This is a genomic window from Burkholderia sp. D-99, assembly GCF_011605345.1.
Classification (GTDB): Bacteria; Pseudomonadota; Gammaproteobacteria; order Burkholderiales; family Burkholderiaceae; genus Burkholderia.
In genome coordinates this window covers 1,301,324-1,319,438 of record NZ_JAAOXM010000002.1, presented here as the reverse complement: position 1 = coordinate 1,319,438, position 18,115 = coordinate 1,301,324, and the positions used below count along the sequence as shown (strand labels likewise).

Annotated in this window: 15 protein-coding genes; 6 read left to right on the top strand and 9 right to left on the bottom strand. The window is 67.8% G+C overall.

Annotation, left to right across the window (positions count from 1 at the left end; translation table 11 throughout):
• Window positions 1-140: 140 nt before the first annotated feature.
• On the top strand, window positions 141-365 hold the full coding sequence (locus tag HAV18_RS13120; protein WP_166956178.1) for a hypothetical protein: 225 nt from the start codon (window positions 141-143) through the stop codon (window positions 363-365).
• Between the two features lie 59 nt (window positions 366-424).
• Here the strand turns inward: HAV18_RS13120 and HAV18_RS13115 are convergent, their stop codons facing one another.
• Complete coding sequence (locus HAV18_RS13115; RefSeq protein WP_166956175.1) at window positions 425-4,213, bottom strand: DUF748 domain-containing protein; 3,789 nt, start codon at window positions 4,211-4,213, stop codon at window positions 425-427.
• A gap of 148 nt (window positions 4,214-4,361) precedes the next feature.
• Entirely contained in the window at window positions 4,362-5,798 is a 1,437-nt protein-coding gene (locus tag HAV18_RS13110; RefSeq protein ID WP_166956172.1) for a DUF1254 domain-containing protein, read from the bottom strand.
• A gap of 386 nt (window positions 5,799-6,184) precedes the next feature.
• On the opposite strand from HAV18_RS13110, the gene HAV18_RS13105 reads away from it, so the two are divergent.
• From HAV18_RS13105 to HAV18_RS13095, 3 genes are all read left to right on the top strand, one after another.
• Window positions 6,185-6,385: a toxin HicA gene (locus HAV18_RS13105; RefSeq protein ID WP_347814752.1), complete on the top strand. Its 201-nt coding sequence runs from the start codon at window positions 6,185-6,187 to the stop codon at window positions 6,383-6,385.
• Window positions 6,382-6,705 carry a type II toxin-antitoxin system HicB family antitoxin gene (locus tag HAV18_RS13100; RefSeq protein ID WP_166956166.1) on the top strand — a complete coding sequence of 108 codons (324 nt, stop codon included), beginning with the start codon at window positions 6,382-6,384 and terminating at the stop codon, window positions 6,703-6,705. Before HAV18_RS13105 ends, HAV18_RS13100 begins: the two co-directional genes overlap by 4 nt.
• A gap of 184 nt (window positions 6,706-6,889) precedes the next feature.
• On the top strand, window positions 6,890-9,976 hold the full coding sequence (locus tag HAV18_RS13095) for a heavy metal translocating P-type ATPase (RefSeq protein ID WP_166956163.1): 3,087 nt from the start codon (window positions 6,890-6,892) through the stop codon (window positions 9,974-9,976).
• Window positions 9,977-10,372: 396 nt separating this feature from the next.
• On the opposite strand, the gene HAV18_RS13090 is transcribed toward HAV18_RS13095, so the two are convergent.
• From HAV18_RS13090 to HAV18_RS13075, 4 genes are all read right to left on the bottom strand, one after another.
• On the bottom strand, window positions 10,373-10,852 hold the full coding sequence (locus tag HAV18_RS13090) for a GNAT family N-acetyltransferase (RefSeq protein ID WP_166956160.1): 480 nt from the start codon (window positions 10,850-10,852) through the stop codon (window positions 10,373-10,375).
• 166 nt (window positions 10,853-11,018) lie between these two features.
• Window positions 11,019-11,174, bottom strand: a complete 156-nt coding sequence (locus tag HAV18_RS13085; RefSeq protein ID WP_006481665.1) for a hypothetical protein — start codon at window positions 11,172-11,174, stop codon at window positions 11,019-11,021.
• 175 nt (window positions 11,175-11,349) lie between these two features.
• Complete coding sequence (locus HAV18_RS39895; RefSeq protein ID WP_243771616.1) at window positions 11,350-13,125, bottom strand: flagellar hook-length control protein FliK; 1,776 nt, start codon at window positions 13,123-13,125, stop codon at window positions 11,350-11,352.
• Between the two features lie 92 nt (window positions 13,126-13,217).
• Window positions 13,218-13,916, bottom strand: coding sequence for an MgtC/SapB family protein (locus HAV18_RS13075; RefSeq protein ID WP_166956158.1), 699 nt, complete (start codon window positions 13,914-13,916; stop codon window positions 13,218-13,220).
• A gap of 114 nt (window positions 13,917-14,030) precedes the next feature.
• On the opposite strand from HAV18_RS13075, the gene HAV18_RS13070 reads away from it, so the two are divergent.
• On the top strand, window positions 14,031-15,140 hold the full coding sequence (locus HAV18_RS13070; protein ID WP_166956156.1) for an AGE family epimerase/isomerase: 1,110 nt from the start codon (window positions 14,031-14,033) through the stop codon (window positions 15,138-15,140).
• Here HAV18_RS13070 and HAV18_RS13065 read toward each other — a convergent pair.
• On the bottom strand, window positions 15,113-16,732 hold the full coding sequence (locus HAV18_RS13065; RefSeq protein ID WP_166956153.1) for a methyl-accepting chemotaxis protein: 1,620 nt from the start codon (window positions 16,730-16,732) through the stop codon (window positions 15,113-15,115). The genes HAV18_RS13070 and HAV18_RS13065 overlap by 28 nt on opposite strands.
• Window positions 16,733-17,003: 271 nt before the next feature.
• Between HAV18_RS13065 and HAV18_RS13060 the strand changes: the two genes are divergently transcribed.
• Complete coding sequence (locus HAV18_RS13060; RefSeq protein ID WP_034181638.1) at window positions 17,004-17,447, top strand: PaaI family thioesterase; 444 nt, start codon at window positions 17,004-17,006, stop codon at window positions 17,445-17,447.
• A gap of 93 nt (window positions 17,448-17,540) precedes the next feature.
• On the opposite strand, the gene HAV18_RS13055 is transcribed toward HAV18_RS13060, so the two are convergent.
• Window positions 17,541-17,822, bottom strand: coding sequence for a type II toxin-antitoxin system RelE/ParE family toxin (locus HAV18_RS13055; RefSeq protein ID WP_166956151.1), 282 nt, complete (start codon window positions 17,820-17,822; stop codon window positions 17,541-17,543).
• Entirely contained in the window at window positions 17,812-18,060 is a 249-nt protein-coding gene (locus tag HAV18_RS13050; RefSeq protein WP_166956148.1) for a type II toxin-antitoxin system Phd/YefM family antitoxin, read from the bottom strand. The genes HAV18_RS13055 and HAV18_RS13050 overlap by 11 nt, the downstream gene beginning before the upstream one ends.
• Window positions 18,061-18,115: the final 55 nt, after the last annotated feature.

Genomic DNA, 18,115 nt, shown 5'->3' with positions numbered 1-18,115 from the left:
CGGGCGCGCTCACCTGCGGGCACCGCGCCGGTGCATCGGTCAATTCGTCCGCGGCGTCACCCGCCGCGCGATTTTTTTTCCGGCTTGGCGCGCGACTATTGGCGTGTGATAAAGGGTTTTCCCTGACCCGGAGCACGAGTATGTCGACCCTGGAAGCCCTCCGGTTCGTGCTGGACGATGCACGCACCCCCGAAATCATTCGCCACCACGTCGTCGACGCGTTGCAGTACGCGTTGCGCAACTACGGACAGGTGTTCACGGCGAAGGAACTCGAATGGCTGGCGCAGTGGGACGACGCGCGTCTGCCGCTGGCCGCGAAGAAGGAATTGGGCAAGCGCGAAGAACCGGCGATCGCCGCGCGCTGAAGGAAGCACGCCGCCGCGCCCGAACGGAGGAACGGACGCAGCGGCGGCGGATGGCCTGCTTACTGCAGGCCGAAGTCGACGCGGGTGGTCGCGCCCTTGTCGTCGATGCCCTTCGCATCGAGCTTCGGCGCGACGACGAACACGCGGCTCGAATCGATCTTCCCGTCGAGGTACTGGCGCACGGCCTGCGCGCGCTGCTGCGCGAGCGCACGCAGCGCGTTGTCGTCGGCCGGCGCATGGTCGGCGAGCGCCTTCTTCATGTCGGCATCGGGCAGCGTCTTCTGCAAGCCGATCATGTTGCGCGGCTTCTTGAAGTCGGCGGCCTTGTACGCGCGCGTCAGGTACTTGCTGTACTCGGCCGGCTCGACCTTCACCGACATCGGGTCGATGCTCTCGCCCTGCCCGACCACGTCCTTCAGCTTCTGCTGGCGCACCAGCCGCTCGACGTACGCGTCGCCGAGGCCCGACGTGTCCTTCGCCGGGTCGACGCGGCCGATCAGGTCGAGACGGATCGACGGCTTCTCGGTCAGCATCTTCACGACGGTGTCGAGCTTCTTCTGCTGCGCATCGTCGAGCTGGTACGAGCCCGGCGCGAATTCGACGTAGCCGAGATCCTCGCCGCCGCTGCCGAACGCATGCGCGAGCAGCGAGAAGGGCGACGTGACGGCCTTCGCGATCAGGTTCAGCACCGCGCGCCAGATCAGCCCGCCGACACTGAACTCGGGATTCGACAGCGAACCCGACACCGGCAGGTTCACGTCGATCTGGCCGCGCGTGTTCTTCAGCAGCGAAATCGCGAGCTTCACCGGCAGCTTGGTCGCCGTGTCGTTCTCCACCCGGTCGCCGAACGTGAGCTGGTCGATGAAGATGTGGTTGTTCGCCTTCAGCTGGTCGTTCGCGAGCTCGTAGTGCAGGTCGACGTTGAGCTTGCCCTTCGTGATCGGGTAGCCCGCGTACTTCGCCGAATACGGCGTCAGGTTGGTCAGCTCGATGTCGTGTGCGGTCGCGGTGAGGTCGAGCGCCGGCTTCTCGATCAGCGGGTTCACCGAACCCTTGATCGAGATCGGCCCGTTGCCCGCGAGGTTCGCGGCGACGTCGACCGGCGCGGACGTCGTCGAATCCGTGCCGAACGCGCCGACCGTGCCCTTGATCGCGACGAGGTTCGCCGTGTAGTTCGGCTTGATGAAGTTGTCGGTGTACGTGACACGGCCGTTCTGCAGCAGCAACTCGCCGAAGTGCATCCGCACCGGGTTCTGCGGCGGCGTCGCGGCCTTCACGACGACCGTCGCCGACGCGGCGGCCGGCGCGGACGCCTGCTGTGCGGCCTGGGCGGCAGCCGGAGGCGTCATGCCCGGCGACAGCGGCACCGGCTCGCCCTTGCTCGCGTCACGCGTGAGCGACTGTGCGGGGCCCGATTGCTTCGCGACCACGTCCTTCAGGTTCAGGCGCCCCTGCGCGTCGAGCAGCACGCGGCCGTAGAAGTTCGAGAACGTCACGCGCGCGGCGTCGACGTCGGTGCCCTTCTCGTCGTAGTTCGCCTTCAGGTTCGTCAGCGCAAGCGAGCGCCAGCCCGCGAACGGGTCGGAGGTCGCCTTGTCGAGCATCCGCACGTCGACGAGCGCGACGTCGCCGCGATAGGTCGCGCGCGGCGCGTCCTTAACCTGCGCGAACGTCAGGTTGCCCTGCGCGTTGAGCAGCGCACTGGCGATCGTCGCGTTCAGCGCGCTGCCGAAGTACGGCTCGAATGCGGCCGCGTCGAGGCGGTTGCCGTTGATCTTCAGGCCGAGCTTCAGCGGCTGCGCGGTCACGTCGCCCGTCACGTTCAGCGAGCCCTTGCGGTTCAGCGTCGCCTTCAACTGCACGGGCAGCGGCTTGGTCATGTCGTCGCTGATCTTCTGCACCGACAGTTCCAGCGGCTTGATCGCCAGCTTCACCGGGCGCGGCGTCGACAGGTCGGTGAAGTTCGCGGACGCATCCTTCACGTTCAGCGCATCGATCCGGTAATGCCACGACGGCGCGGCGGCCTCGGCCTTGCGCGCGACCGTGCGCTTCGGCACCGACGCCTGTGCCGGTTCGGCCAGCGCCGCGAGGTCGATCTTGCCGTCCTTCAGGCGCTGCACGTCGAGCGCGAGCCCGCTGACGTCGACGCTCGCGATCTCCGCGATGCGTGTCGCCACGTCGACCTTCGCGATCTTCGCGCTTGCGTCGGGCAGCACGATCGCGGGCGCCTTCGCGTCGGGCGTCGCGATCTTCAGCGATTTCAGGCTGACCGTGCTGTCGGTGACCTGCGCGGCGAGCGGCGTCTTGCCCCAGTCGGCCGTCGTGTTGACGGTGGCGCCGAGCGTGCCGTCGAGCACACGTGCACGCGTGGCCTCGCCGAGGTATGGCTGCAGCGCCGGCAGCGCGAGGGCAGCGACCGTCAGCTTGCTGTCGGCCTGCTTCTCCGCGAGATTGAATGCGCCTTCGGCCGTCACGTCACCGCCGCGCGACAGCGACGTCGACAGCGTGTATTTCGCGGGCGTCTTGCCCTGCATCGAGAAACCGTCGAGCGTCGCGGCGAGCTTCGTGAGCGACAGCGCGGTCGGCGTTGCCGGCACGCGATCGTCGACGTTGACCGTGCCGCCGTCGATCGCAAAATGACGGATCGTCAGGTCGAGCGGCGGCGCCTCCTTCGCGTCGGCTTCGACCTTTGCGCCGCTGGCGGTGGCTTCTGCAGCGGCAGAAGCGCCCGCGGCGCCCGACGCCGCCGGCTTGCCCTCGGCGGCGTTCGATGCGGCCGGCGGCTGCGCGGCGAGCTTCTCGACGTTCAGCACGCCCTGCTTGTCGCGCGACAGGTCGACCACCGGCTGGTCGATCCGGATCTCGTCGAAGTGCATCGCGTTGCGCAGCGGCTCGAGGCTCGCCGCCGCGACATGCACGCCGCGCGCGGCGAACAGCGGCGCGGCCGCGTGGTCCGTCACCTTCGCGTCGTTCAGGTCGACGGTGCCCGATACGCGCAGCGCGGGCGTCTCGCCGCTCATCACGAAATTGACCTTGAGGTCGCTGCTCAGCAGGCCGCTCGTCACGGCCACCGGCAGCTTCGCCGGCACGTACGAGATCAGCTTCGGCACGTCGAGGCGGTCGAACTTCAGCGCGATCTCCGATTCGCGCGACTGCGCGAACGGCTTGGTCTTGCCGTCGATCGAGATCGGGCTGCCGTCGAAGCGCGCACGCAGCTTCGGCTCGACGAAGATGTCGGTCTTCGATGCCAGCGTCGCGATGTACGGAATGCCGAGCGTCCAGTTGTCGACGACGTGCTTTTCGTTCAGCAGACGATCGTCGAAATCGATCCGGCCGTTGTTGACCTGGATGTTCGACACCGAGAACTGCGTCGGCTTGCTTTCGGGTTTGGGCGACGGCGTCGAGAATTTCTCGATCAGGTCGGTGAAATTGAAGCGCTGCGCATCGTAGCGGACGATATGGAAGCGCGGCGAGTCGAGGCGGACTTCATTGACGATCGGCGCGCCGCGGAACAGCGACGACCACGACGGCCGCACGATGAGCTTCGCGATGTCGATGAAGTCGCCCTGCCCGCCTTTGTCGCCGAGATGGATGCCGTCGGCCTCGAGGTTCAGCGTGTAAGGGTTCAGCGCGATGCGCTGGATCGTCGCGGGCCGGTCGAGCTGCTGGCTCAACTGCTGTTCTGCGATATGGCGGATCAGCGGCGGCGCCGCGAAGAATCCGAGCAGTCCGAAAAGAACGAGGAAGATCAGCAGGCCGATGCCGATGCGCCGGGTCCGGCGCGAGCGTGCAACGCCACCGAGGGCATGGAGGGTCGAGGATACGGTTTCTTTGTCTGCGCTTGCCATGCTTGAATGCCTCGGGAATGGATGCCGGGCCGCACCGGAGAACCGGGCGGCCACGCACGCTATCCCGAAAGTATAGGCTCAGGAGGTGACGGTACGGGATTCGGGCGCCGTCGCGCCCGCCGGTCGGACAACGCCGCCGGTCATCCGTTCATTTCCGGACGACGACGGGCGGCATCCACGATCCGTCGCTCGCCTGCGGCTTCGGTGCGTACAGGCGCAACGCGAGTGCGAAATCGGCGCGCGGCGCCGGCAGCCAGTTGCCCGCATGCGTGCCGCCCGGCGACGCCGACACGACGACGTCGATCGAGCCGTCGTGGTTGCGGCGCAGCCGGTCGCGATCGCCGAGCGAGCGGCGCGCCGACCCGACGTCGGGCAGCGCGCCGTTCGTCGTATAGGGCGTAAGCGTCCAGAACGCACGAACCGGCGGCAGCGCGCCCGGCGCGAAATGCAGCACGTAGCGGTTCGCACCGTTCAGCGGATGGCCGTCGCTGTCGACACGCACGACCGCGAGCGTTTCGTCGTCGCGCGTCGCGGTGCCGAATTGCGTGTAGGCCGCGTACGCACGCAGCGTGTAGTCCTGACCGTACTTGCCGGCCGTATCGCCGATCCAGCTCCAGCCGTTCGCGTTCAGCAGGTTCGACGGCGGTGTCGCGAGCCGCGCGCGCGCCTCGGCGACGCCGGCCGTCGCGGCCGCGAGGCGGTCGCCCGTCCACAGCACCGGATAGCCGGCCGACACACCGATGTCGCCGAGCAACGCCTGCGCGTGCGCGTCGTCGGCCGGCGCCGGGTTGTCCTGCAGCGCCTGCGCGAAGCGCGCGAAGAACGCCTTCGGGTCGAGTGCGGCCACCTGCTCGGCCGGCGTGCCGCCGCTTACCGCCTCGGACGGCGCGCTGCCCGCATGGACCGCGACCGACGCGCCGCGCGCCGCGCCCGTGTAGACGGACAGCGGCACCACACGGATCGCGCGCTGCAGTTTCTTCACGTTCGTCAGGTCGCGCCCGCCGCTCGTCTGCAGCCGGACTTCGAGCCACGCGTTGGCCGACGGGACGTCGATCCGGACCGCGCCCTTCGGCAGCGTGCCCTGCCAGTCCTTCGCGACGAAGGCAATCGTTTGCGATCGCGCGCCGCCGCGTGCGCCGCGTGTGGCCACGCTCGACGACGACCACAGCACGTTCGTCCACATGTCGAGCGCGCGTGCGTCCCAGTAGCGGCCGCGTGTATCGGGCAGCGTGACGATCACCGGTTCGGCGGCGACGTCGAGCCAGCCGGTCGAGTCCAGCGTGTCGACGCCCGGCAGCGGCGGATTGACCGCGCCGATGGGCGGCAGCGCCTGCGCGTGACGCAGCGTGTTGAGCGGCGCCTGCCCCGGTTGCGCACCGTCACCGCCCGTCGCCGCCTCCTTCGCGACGTCCATCAGCACGAGCGGATACGCGTATACATAGGAGTCGGCGACTTCCGCGCGCATCCAGCCGGTTTTCCGCTGGATTGCGTCCGGTTGCGATGCACACCCCGCTAGCAACGCCGCCATGGCCAGCGACGCGCACACGCGCCGTAGGGCAACTGATTCCTGCTGGTTTTCAATCATCGATTACTGGCCGAATATCGTTCTTTTCAGTTAACGCCTTGTGCGACGCGCGAATGGCGAAATCAAGGCACCCCAGCCTGCCCGGATAACCGTTTTGCTACGGTCCATAACGGCGGGCGCTGATGTCAGGCCGGTATCATAGCGCCTACGGGCATCCCCTAATATGCCGAATAGCCGACCAAACGGTAGTGAATTGTCGACAGATTCGAAATAGTTCTGGTGATTCGCAACAAAATCAGAGATGCCCGGGCGACACACGCTCAAGCCGAAACAATCTCGAACGCAGGGGCCGGTTGGTCGATTGACGAATGGTGTCACTAATGACACCATTCGATAGGGCTAGCGTATGGAAGGTCCTCGAACTCATGAGGCGCGAGCCCGCGAACGTGCGATTCAACGACCTGTACAAGGTATGCGAGGTGCATTTCGGAGCGGCCCGCCAATCCGGTTCGAGCCATGCCATTTTCAAGACACCGTGGCAAGGCGATCCTCGCGCGAATATCCAGAATGATCGCGGGAAAGCAAAGGCCTATCAGGTGCGACAGGTCCTCGACGCGATCGATCGACTGAAGGAACAGAAATCATGACTCAAGACCACTTTACGTACCGCGTAACGTGGTCCCCGGAGGACGGGGAGCACGTTGGCCTGTGCGCGGAGTTCCCGTCTCTTTCGTGGCTCGACGCAACGCCGGAAGGTGCGCTGGCCGGTATTCGCCGGCTCGTCGCCGATGTCATTCGCGACATGGCCGCAAACGGAGAAAAGGTGCCCGAGCCGATCGCCGACCGCACCTACAGCGGTGAATTCAAGGTTCGCATCCCGCCGCAGGCACACCGCGCGCTGGTGATCCAGGCCGCCGAGCAGGGCGTCAGCCTGAATCGTCTCGCGAGCGCAAAGCTCTGCGCCTGATCGCGCAGTCGAGCGCAACGGCACGACCCGCCCGGATGTCGGTCTGACATCCGGGCGATTGTTTTTTCCGCGTTGTGACAACCTGTGTGTATCGGCATGCGCTGCCACCGCTTGACCTTCCCATTATGGGAATGTTGATACTGGATCCATTCGCGGCATGAGCCGCGCATTCAGGGAATCCGACATGACTGAATCACTTGCCTCCGCAGCGCTGCACACGATCGAGCTGAGCGTCGACGGGATGCATTGCGGCGGCTGCACAGGCCGTGTGCAACGGGCGCTGGCCGCGGTGCCGGGCGTCGTCGACGCGGCGGTCGACCTCGACGCGCACGCGGCGACGGTGACTGCGCAGGAAGCGGTCGACGCCGCACAACTCGTCGAGGCGGTCGGCGCAGCCGGCTACCGCGCCGCCGTGCGCGCACCGGTGCTCGAAGTCGCCGCGGCTGCGCATGCGCATCCCGTCGACGCATCGCCCACGCCGATGGCCGCAGCCGCTTCGACTGCCGGCCACCCGCTTCCGGCCAACCGCACCGTCGAACTCGATATCGACGGGATGACCTGCGCGTCGTGCGTGTCGCGCGTCGAAAAGGCGCTGGCGAAGGTGCCGGGCGTCACGCGCGCATCGGTCAATCTCGCGACCGAACGGGCTACCGTCGATGTCACGGCCGGCGTTTCCGCCGCACAACTGGTGGAAACCGTGAAACAGGCCGGCTACGGCGCGACGCCGACCGTAACGGATGCACGCTTCACCGCGTTCGCACCTTCCTCGCCTGCTGCGCCCGCCCCCATCGAACTCGATATCGACGGGATGACCTGCGCGTCCTGCGTTTCGCGCGTCGAGAAAGCGCTGGCGAAGGTGCCGGGCGTCACGCGCGCGTCGGTCAATCTCGCGACCGAACGGGCTACCGTAGACGCCGCGCCCGACATTACCGCCGCCCGGCTCGCCGAAGCCGTGAAACAAGCCGGCTACGGCGCGACGCCGGTTGCGGGCGCGGCCATCCCGCCAGCAGCGTCAACCGCCCCCGCCGATCTCGAATTCGACATCGACGGCATGACCTGCGCGTCCTGCGTCGGCCGCGTCGAAAAGGCGCTGGCCGCCGTGCCGGGCGTCGCACACGTTTCAGTCAATCTTGCGACCGAGCGCGCATCGGTGCACGGCGCAGGCGCCCTCGACGCCGCCACGCTGATCGCGGCCGTCACCACCGCCGGCTACCGCGCGTCGCTCACCGCCGCGTCGTCAGCCGGCACCACGGGCGGCGCTGACGCGCAACCGGCCAGCGCCGCGCAGGATCCCGATGCGCGCAAGCGCCTTGAAGCGATTCGCGAACGCGATCTGGTGATCTGGTCTGCGGTGCTGAGCGCGCCGCTTGTCGCGCCGATGCTCGTCGAGCCGTTCGGCATCCACCTGATGCCGAACGGCTGGCAACAGCTCGTGCTCGCATCGATCGTCCAGTTCGGCTTCGGCGCCCGCTTCTATCGCGCGGCCTGGCATGCGGTGAAGGCGCGCACCGGCAACATGGACCTGCTCGTCGCGCTCGGCACGTCGGCCGCGTACGGGCTGAGCCTGTGGATGCTGCTGCGCAACCCCACCGATCCCGGCCACCTGTATTTCGAGGCGTCGGCCGTCATCGTCACGCTGGTGCGCTTCGGCAAGTGGCTCGAATCGCGCGCGAAACGCCAGACCACCGACGCGATCCGCGCGCTGAACGCGTTGCGTCCCGACCGGGCCCGCGTCGTCGAGCACGGCGTCGAGCGCGACGTGCCGCTGGCGCAGGTGCGCGTCGGCACCCGCGTCGGCATCCGTCCCGGCGAGCGCGTGCCCGTCGACGGCCGGATCGTGTCGGGCCGCTCGCACATCGACGAATCGCTGATCACCGGCGAGAGCCTGCCGGTGCCGAAGGACGACGGCGACCCCGTCACGGCCGGCTCGATCAACGGCGAAGGCGCGCTCGTCGTCGAAACCACCGCGATCGGCGCGGAGACGACGCTGGCGCGCATCATCCGCCTCGTCGAATCCGCGCAGGCCGAGAAGGCGCCGATCCAGCGGCTCGTCGATCGCGTGAGCGAGGTGTTCGTGCCGGCCATCCTCGGCATCGCCGTGCTGACGCTGGTCGGCTGGCTGATCGCCGGCGCCGGGACGGAAACCGCGATCCTCAACGCGGTCGCGGTGCTCGTCATCGCATGCCCGTGCGCGCTCGGCCTCGCGACGCCCGCCGCGATCATGGCCGGCACGGGCGTCGCGGCCCGGCACGGCGTACTGATCAAGGATGCGCAGGCGCTCGAACTCGCGCAGCGCACCACCGTGATCGCGTTCGACAAGACCGGCACGCTGACCGAAGGCAAGCCGTCCGTGACGGCGTTCGAAGCCGTCGGCGTGCCGCATGACGAAGCGCTCGCGCTCGCGGCGGCGGTGCAGCGTCAGAGCGACCATCCGCTCGCGCGCGCCGTGGTCGCGGCGCACGACGCCGACGTTGCCGCGCGCGGCAGTGCGGTGCCGTCGGCAGTCGCGGCCGATGCGCGCGCGGTGGCCGGACGCGGTGTGGAAGCGCGGGTCGGCGGGCAATTGCTCGCGCTTGGCAGCACACGCTGGCGCGACGAGCTCGGCATCGCGGTACCGCCCGCGCTCGACGCCCGCGCGGCGGAGCTCGAACGCGCGGGCAACACGATCTCGTGGCTGATGCGCGCCGATGCGCCGCGCACGTTGCTCGCGCTGATCGCCTTCGGCGACACCGTGAAGCCGGGCGCCCGCGACGCGATCGCGGCACTGTCGGCGCGCGGCATCGCGAGCGTGCTCGTGACAGGCGACAACCGCGGCAGCGCGGCGGCCGTCGCGGCGTCGCTCGGCATCGGCGAGGTGCATGCGCAGGTGCTGCCCGACGACAAGGCGCGTGTCGTCGCCGAGCTGAAGCGCACGCACGGCGGGATCGTCGCGATGGTCGGCGATGGCATCAACGATGCGCCCGCGCTTGCCGCGGCCGATGTCGGCATCGCGATGGCGACCGGCACGGACGTCGCGATGCACACGGCCGGCATCACGCTGATGCGTGGCGACCCGGCGCTCGTCGCCGACGCGATCGACATCTCCAGACGCACGTACCGGAAGATCCAGCAGAACCTGTTCTGGGCGTTCGTCTACAACCTGGTCGGCGTGCCCCTCGCGGCGCTCGGATTGCTGAACCCGGTGATCGCGGGCGCGGCGATGGCGTTTTCCAGCGTCAGCGTCGTGACCAACGCGTTGCTGCTGCGGAGATGGAAAGGGCGCGCGCACTGAGGGGGGCGCGCGTGCAGGGCGGCCGAATGGTCGGATGGCGATTCGGCCGTCGGTGTTTGACGGTCGATGCTGGGTGCTGGGTGCTGGGTGCTGGGTGCTGGGTGCTGGGTGCTGGGTGCTGGGTGCTCGGTGCTCGGTGCTCGGTGCTCGGTGCTCGGTGCTCGGTGCTCGGTGCTCGGTGCTCGGTGCTCGGTGCTCGGTGCTCGGTGCTCGGTACTCGGTACTCGGTACTCGGTACTCGGTGCTCGGTGCTCGGTGCTCGGTGCTCGGCGTTCCGCGTTCGGCGTTCGGCGTTCGGCGTTCGGCGAGCAGGGAAGATCGGGAGACTGGCTGGTGCAGGTCGTCGGCGGCGGACCCGGTTGACCGCAAGTGACAGCCGAGCGCCGGCCAACTGATTCAGTCCTGAATGACCGGCTTGATCAAGGTCGTCGTGATCGGCGCGAAACCGCACGCACGATACAGCGCGCGGGCCGCAGCGTTGTGATTGAACACCGACAGCCCGATCTCGGTGACGCCGTACCGGCGCGCCTCGGCATCGAGTGCTTCGAGCGTGCGCGTGGCCCAGCCCTGACGGCGACGGGATGGATCGATGTCGAGATCGTAGATGAACAGCGTGCGGTTCGGCCCTTCGGGCACGATCGCGTACCAGAGGTCACCCACCGCGTCGCCGGTGGCGCCGTCGACGAGCACGACGAGGATCTGGCCGGAGGTACGCAAGCCGTCCGGAAGCAGCGTGTCGAAACAGGCGCGCGCACGGCTGGCCGCGTCTTCGACAGCATTTTGTCCGGATGAGACGAGATCGCGCGCGTAGCCGTCAATGGCTCGCGTGCGGTACGCGTGGAATTCGCTGGCCGTCATCGGCCGCATCTGCAGCATGGTCCGGTCACCGTGAACGGATTCGGACTTCCAGTGTAGCGGGACGGTCGCGCCGGCGCGCGATGCGGCGGCGGAAAACGGGCGGGCGCGGTGCTGCGGGCGCCGCGCTGAAAGCGAATCAGCGAATCAGCGAATCAGCGAATCAGCGAATCAGCGAATCAGCGAATCAGCGACGATACAGGACGATCGGCACGAGGTGCGCGCGGCGCACGCGCTCGGCTTCGGCACGACGCGCAGCGTACGAGTATTCGGCGTCAAGCGGCAGGTGGGGCGACACGAACAGGTCGTCGATCTTTTGCAGCAGGGCGAGGATGAAGCTCATGTGAGACTCCTGACAGATGTAGCTAGGGTTTTCCCTTAAACGGACTCTATTCTAAGGGTTTTCCCTGAACTCTGCCAGCGCACCGCATCAGTTTGCCGCATGCGCACGACGGCCGATCGCCGATGCAGAACGGCGATCCTTGCTCCGTCGGGCTTCCAGGATAGGGTCGAATCGATTAACGCGTGCGGCGGGGGCGCTTCGCGACGGCCGCCTCGCGATTCGCGTTGCGCTGAAGCCGGTCGACTTGCGACAGAAGCGCCTCGTGATGCTCCTCGAGCGTCATCAGCGTTGCCTGCTGCGTCGACAGATCGGCTGCCAGGCGATCGATCCGCTGCTGCTTCGCCGCCACGTCCTGCTTCAGGTGCGCGATCTGCCGCGTCTGCAACACCAGCGCGACGAGCCCGGCCAGCACGACGACGGCCAACGCCAGCAGCAGGCGGTTGACGCGGCGCATCTCGCGATCGGCCGCGCCCGTCAGGCCGTCCACGTCGCCCTGCAGCGCGGCGAGCCGGTCGGTCAGCGGGCGCAGATGCGTATCCGGATCGAAGGCCGGCGCGGCCGGTTGCGCGCGCTCCGCCGACGGCTTCGTGACAAAGGATGCAGCGGAAGTCACTGGCTGCGTGACAGGGGATACGGTGGCGTCGGCTCGCGGCACGGCGTCTGGGGCCTTCGCGAGGTTCGCCGGGTTCGCCGGGTTCGCCGTGTTCGCGGCGATTGACGGCTTGGCCGGCTGCGCCGACGTCTGCGGCTCGACCGTCGACACCGCGTCCGGTGCCGGACTCGACCCGGCCGGCTCTGGCGCCGTGTCGACGCTCGTCACGACCGGCGCAGATTGCTCCGGTGTCGCGCCGCTTGCCCCGGCAGCCGCCCGGCGTTTGCCGCCCGACGACGCACGACGCTCCTTCACGGCGTCGCCGGAGGATCGCCCTTCGCGGGATTTGACGACGGCGGCGACACCCACCTTCTCGACTTCACCGCCAGTCGCTTGCGTTTCGGTCACCTTCGCCGCTGCACCATCGGCCGCTTGCAGCTTGGTCGCCACCAACGTGACGGCGTCGACCGCAAGCACATCGGCGGCCTTCGCTGCGACGCCATCGGCCACGGGAATATCGCCCGCCTTCGCTGCAACACCATCGGCCACGGGAATATCGCCCGCCTTCGCTGCAACGCCATCGGCCACGGGAATATCGACCACCTTCGCTGCAACGCCATCGGCCAGGGGAATATCGCCCGTCTTCGCTGCAACGCCATCGGCCAGGGGAATATCGCCCGTCTTCGCTGCAACACCATCGGCCACGGGAACATCAACCGCCTTCGCTGCAATACCACCGGCCGGCGGGACATCAACCGCCTTCGTTGCAATACCACCGGCCGGAGGAACATCAACCGCCTTCGTTGCAATACCACCGGCCGGAGGAACATCAACCGCCTTCGTTGCAATACCACCGGCCGGAGGAACATCAACCGCCTTCGCTGCAATACCATCGGCCACGGGAATATCAACCGCCTTCGTTGCAATACCACCGGCCGGAGGAACATCAACCGCCTTCATCGCAACAGCACCAGAGGCTGGCACGACGTCGACGACTGCAACCTCCCCACCTTCCACGGCTTCCGCCTGTCCCGCCGCGGCTGACCTCTCCGGCGCGCCGAACCCGACCAGCGGAGCCTGCCGCCCGGAGGCCACATCGTCCGCGATATCGACCGCTGCATCGGCCTGCGCACCCGTTTCGTCGCGCGCCGCAACCGGCGCGCGCTCGCCTGGCTCGAACACCGGATCGCCGAACAGGTCGAGCGTTCGCTCGTCCCGCGACACGTCGCCGGCCGGCGCACTGCCGGACCGTGCCGTCGCCCTCGCGGACGTACTCCCCGCGGCAGCAGCCGAGCGCTGACGGGAACGGGCCGACGAACGATTGGAACGGGAACGAGGCGAGGAAACGGATTCGGTCATGGAGATCGGATAGCGGGGCCCGCGAACACGGAACCGGATGTCGAACGGAATCGGTGGTCGGCCATTGTCGCATGCCCCGTTGCCGATTCAGCCTATTCGTCGCCCGACAGCCCGTTGCCCTCTTCAAAGCGCGTCACGCCCTTCAGCACGCGCAGCTTGTCGCAGATCGCCCGGTATTCGAGTTCCGACACCCGCGCGAGCGCGATGCGCACCTCGTCGTGCTCGCCCGTGTCGTCGGCACGCTGCACGATGAACTGCTTCACGCGCGCGCTGTCGGGGCCGAGCGCCGCATGCAGCGAATCGAAGTTCAGCGAGCCGCTCACGACCGTCAACGCGAGCTGGCGGCGCTGCCGCACCGTGAAATAGCGGCGCTCGAGCGGCTTGATGCCGGCCAGGATGATCAGGATGATGATCGTCGCCGAAATCGACGCGACGTAGAGCCCGCCGCCCACCGCGAGGCCGATCGCGGCGACCGACCACAGGCTCGCGGCGGTCGTCAGCCCGCGCACGATCTCGCCGCGCAGCAGGATCGAGCCCGCGCCGAGGAAGCCGATGCCCGACACGACCTGCGCGGCGATCCGCGACGGATCGAGCACGATGTGCTCGCTGCTGCCGAGCACGTCGGCGAACCCGAACGCCGATACGATCATGATCAGCGTCGAACCGACACAGACGAGCATGTGCGTGCGCAGGCCGGCCGCCCACGACAGACGCTCGCGCTCGAAGCCGATGACGCTGCCGAGCGCCGCCGCGAGAACGAGCCGCATCACGAGTTCCAGGTTGCTCAGCATGCGATTTATCTCCTTTTTTGGTGCCGGCCGCGCGGAATGTTTTATCCTTGGCCCCGGCCGCGCCGATCCTCCGGGCCGCGCCGACACGTTTCGAACCCAGCGCTCAACCCCGTCATGTCCGTTTCCGACTCCGCTTCCGCCCAGGCCGCCCAGCTGCGCCACCATTTCGCGCACGTCGTCTTGCCGATCTGGCGGGGTTCAGGGTTCGACCAGACATTGCAGTTGCCGTTCGAAGCCGTCGATCCGGCCACCCACGCGCCGCTGCCCGTGACCCGTTATCGCGCAATGGCCTGCGCACGGCAACTGTTCGTGTTCGCGCAGGCCGGCGACACCGCGCACGCGGCCACGCTGTTCGACGCGCTGGACCGGCGCTTTCGCGACACGCGCCACGGCGGCTGGATCTACAGCGTCGACGCGCAGGGCGCGCCGCTCGATACGAGCAAGGATCTCTATACGCACGCATTCATCGTGTTCGCGTGCGCCGCGTGGTATGCGGCGTCGGGCGACGCCGCCGCGCGCAAGGCGGCCGAGGAGACCGCCGCGCTCATCCGGGACCGTTTCGCGCCGCGCCCCGGCGACGCGCTGCTCGATGCGGCGCGCCATGCCGATTTCTCGTCATCCGGCAGCGGGGCGCTGCAGAATCCGTTGATGCACCTGACCGAAGCGTGGCTCGCGGCTGCCGATGCATTCGGCGATGCGGCGTTCGACGATGCGCTCGCGCACACTGCGCAGGCCGTCGAGCGCACGTTCGTCGACGCGGCGACCGGCTGCGTGGCCGAGTTGCCGCTCGGCTCGGCAGACAACCGTTTCGAGCCCGGCCATCAGTTCGAGTGGTTCTATCTGGTCGATGCGGCCGGCGCGCGGCTCGCGCAGACCGGGCTCCCCGCCGCGCTGCCGCGCGCGTTCATGTTCGCGGAGCAATATGGCGTCGATCCGCAGACGGGCGGCGTCTGCGCGGCGCTCGACGCGCAGGGCGCGTGCGTCGACGGCACGCAGCGGATCTGGGCGCAGACCGAATACCTGCGCGCGCTCGCGACGCACGGCGGCACGCCGGCCTCCGCGCCGCTCGCGCGGCAGATCGAACGCTTCGCCGCGCGCTTCCTGCATCCGCGCGGCTGGTTCGAGTGCAAGACGGCTGACGGGCAGGTGTCGCGCGCCGACATGCCGTCGACGACGCCCTACCACCTCGCGACCGCCTACGCGGCGCTGCCGGCCGGTTCGTAACCCGTCCCGGCGAACGACGGCGCCGCACGCTCGCCGCGTGCGGCACGTCCGTCGCCCAGTTCGAACACCGACACCGCCTGCATCAGGTGCGCGGTCTGGTCGTTCAGCGACGCGGCCGCCGCCGCGACCTCCTCCACCAGCGCCGCGTTCTGCTGCGTGAGCTGATCCATCTGCGTGACGGCCTGGTTCACCTGCTCGATCCCGACGCTCTGCTCGACCGACGCCGCGGTGATCTCCGACATCGTCTGCACGACCCGCGTGATCGACGACGACACCTTCCGCATCGCGTCGCCGGCGCGCTCGACGAGCTCCGCGCCGCCGTTGATTTGCGCGACCGAATCCTCGATCAGCGCCTTGATCTCCTTCGCCGATTGCGCGCTGCGCTGCGCGAGCGAGCGCACTTCGCCCGCGACCACCGCGAAGCCGCGCCCCTGTTCGCCGGCCCGCGCGGCCTCGACCGCCGCATTCAGCGCAAGGATGTTGGTCTGGAACGCGATGCCGTCGATCACCGAGATGATCTCCGCGATCCGCCCCGAGCTCTGCGCGATGCCGCGCATCCGGTCGATCACGCTGTCGACCACGCCGCCGCCGTGGCTCGTCGCCTCGAGCGCCGCGTCGGCCAGCGCGCTCGCCGCGCGCGCACTGTCGGTGTTCTGCCGGACGGTTGCCGTCAGTTCCTCCATGCTCGCGGCCGTTTCCTCGAGCGACGCGGCCTGGGTGCCGGTACGTGCCGACAGGTCGGCGTTGCCGCCCGCGATCTCGCCCGCGCCGAGGTGGATCGCATCGGACGCGTGGCGCACCGTGCGCACGGTGCCCGCGATGCTCGTCTGCATCGTGGCGAGGCCGCGCAGCATCCGGTCGATCTCGAACACACCGCCTGCCCGCACGACTTCATCGAGCCGGCCCTGCGCGATCCGCTCGAAATGGCGGCCGGCTTCTTCCAGCGGCGCGACGACCGCGCGCCGCGCGGCCGCGTAGATCGCCGCGCTCGCCACGAGCATCGCCACCAGCAGCACGATGCCGACCGACTTGAACCAGAGCATGCCGCCGTCGATCGTGTCGAGCGCCGTGCGGCTCGATGCGCCGCCATAGTCGGTGAACCGGTGCAGCTCGGCGATATAGGCGTCCTGGATGCTCTGCGTCGGCTGGTCGAGGAAGGCCTGGATGTTGTCGGCGTCGAGGAACTGCACGAGTTCGCCCAGCGCGCCGCGCAGCGCGCGATAGCGCTCGGTGAGCGCCGCGACGCGCGCGCGGTTGGTTTCGTCGACCGGCTGCGCGGCCGTCAGCGCGGCGAATGCCTTGTCGGCTTCCGCGAGCGAAGCGCCGGCATGGCGGATGATGTCGTCCGGCTTCGGGCCGCCGCGCACCATCCGTGTGCCGGCGCGCGACAGGTTGATGCGCGCGTCGAGCAGCTGCTGGGTTGCCTGGCTCGCCGCACCGACCTGCGTGATCGCGACGTTCGACAGATCGTCGACGCCGCCGCGCGTCGACGTGAGCGCCCAGAAGCCGAGCGCCTCGATCGCGAACAGGAAGAGACAAAACACGGTCAACACGCCGAGCAGACCCGACGCGAGCTTGATTTTTCCGAACATGGGGGAGATTCCTGGAAAGCGGACGATGAGGCAATGCCCCGGCATTAGCGGCATTTCTTCGTCGGACTTTAGGAACGGACGGCGGCAAAGTTCGCGTTGCCCACGCATTCCCGCGGAATCGCCCGCAAACCGGGAGATCTTCGGTATTCGACGCAATAATCGCGTCGCATCGGGCCGGAATTCGCAGGAAACGCGGACGAATTTCCTTGCTTATCCGCAGCCCCCTTCCTAGAGTTCAGCGCAAGCGGGCACTCATTTCGAAGGAAGTTCGATGACCGACATCACGGATCACGCGCGCGGCGCATTGCGCGCGCAACCGTTCAGCATGCTGCTGGGCACGGAGCTGATGCATATCGGCGACAACGAAGTGTCGCTGTGTCTGCACGTGCGCGACGAACTGCGGCAGCAGCACGGTTTCGTGCACGGCGGTGTCATCAGCTATCTCGCCGACAACGCGCTGACGTTCGCCGGCGCGCTCGTGCTCGGCCCGCGCGTGATCACGGCGGAATACAAGATCAACTACCTGCGGCCGGCCGTGAACGGCACGCTCGTCGCGCGTGCGAAGCTCGTGTATGCGGGCCGGCACCAGGCAACCTGCCAGTGTCATGTGTTCGTCATCGACGGCGATCACGAGCGGCTCGTTGCGATCGCACAAGGCACGATCAACCGCGTCGGTGACGGCAAGATGCCGGATACGCCGGAAGAGACGGCCTGAAGCGATTGTCGGCACGCCGAACGACGTGCGTGAACTCGAAACCAATCCCCCGGCAGGGCAGCAAGACCGCGCAAATGTACAGCGCGTCCTGCTCTAACGTTTCATCGCGGCAAGATAGACGGCATCGCGCTCACGCTGCCCGACTGCGACGACGAGAACGACGACTTCCGCATCGCGCACTTCGTAGACAAGTCGGTAACCGACACTGCGCAGCTTGATCTTGTAGCGATCCGGGTGGCCATTCAGCTTCGCCGATGGGGTGCGAGGATTCTCGAGTCGCTCGGCGAGCCTGGTCTTGAATTGATCGCGAACAGTGCGATCGAGCTTCTTCCACTCCCTCAATGCAGGTTCGAGAAAGGCTAGTTCAAAGGTCATTCAGCTTGACCTTGACGACCTTCTCCTTGGCGCGCGAATCGGCCAATGCATTGTCTTCGATGTCTTCCAGACGTTCGACCATGGCTTCCCACGTCTTCGCCGGGATGCAATAGAACACAGGCTCGTTGTGATTCAGAATCGCGACCGGAAAGCCCTCGCCTGCCGCGACCGTCCCCATCGGGTCCCGTTTCAGCTCCGAAACGCTCGCGGTCACGCTGGCCAGAATGGTGTGAGGCATGTCGACTCCTTCTTCAACAAGGCATCGATCGTACTCCATTTGATGCGAAATTTAG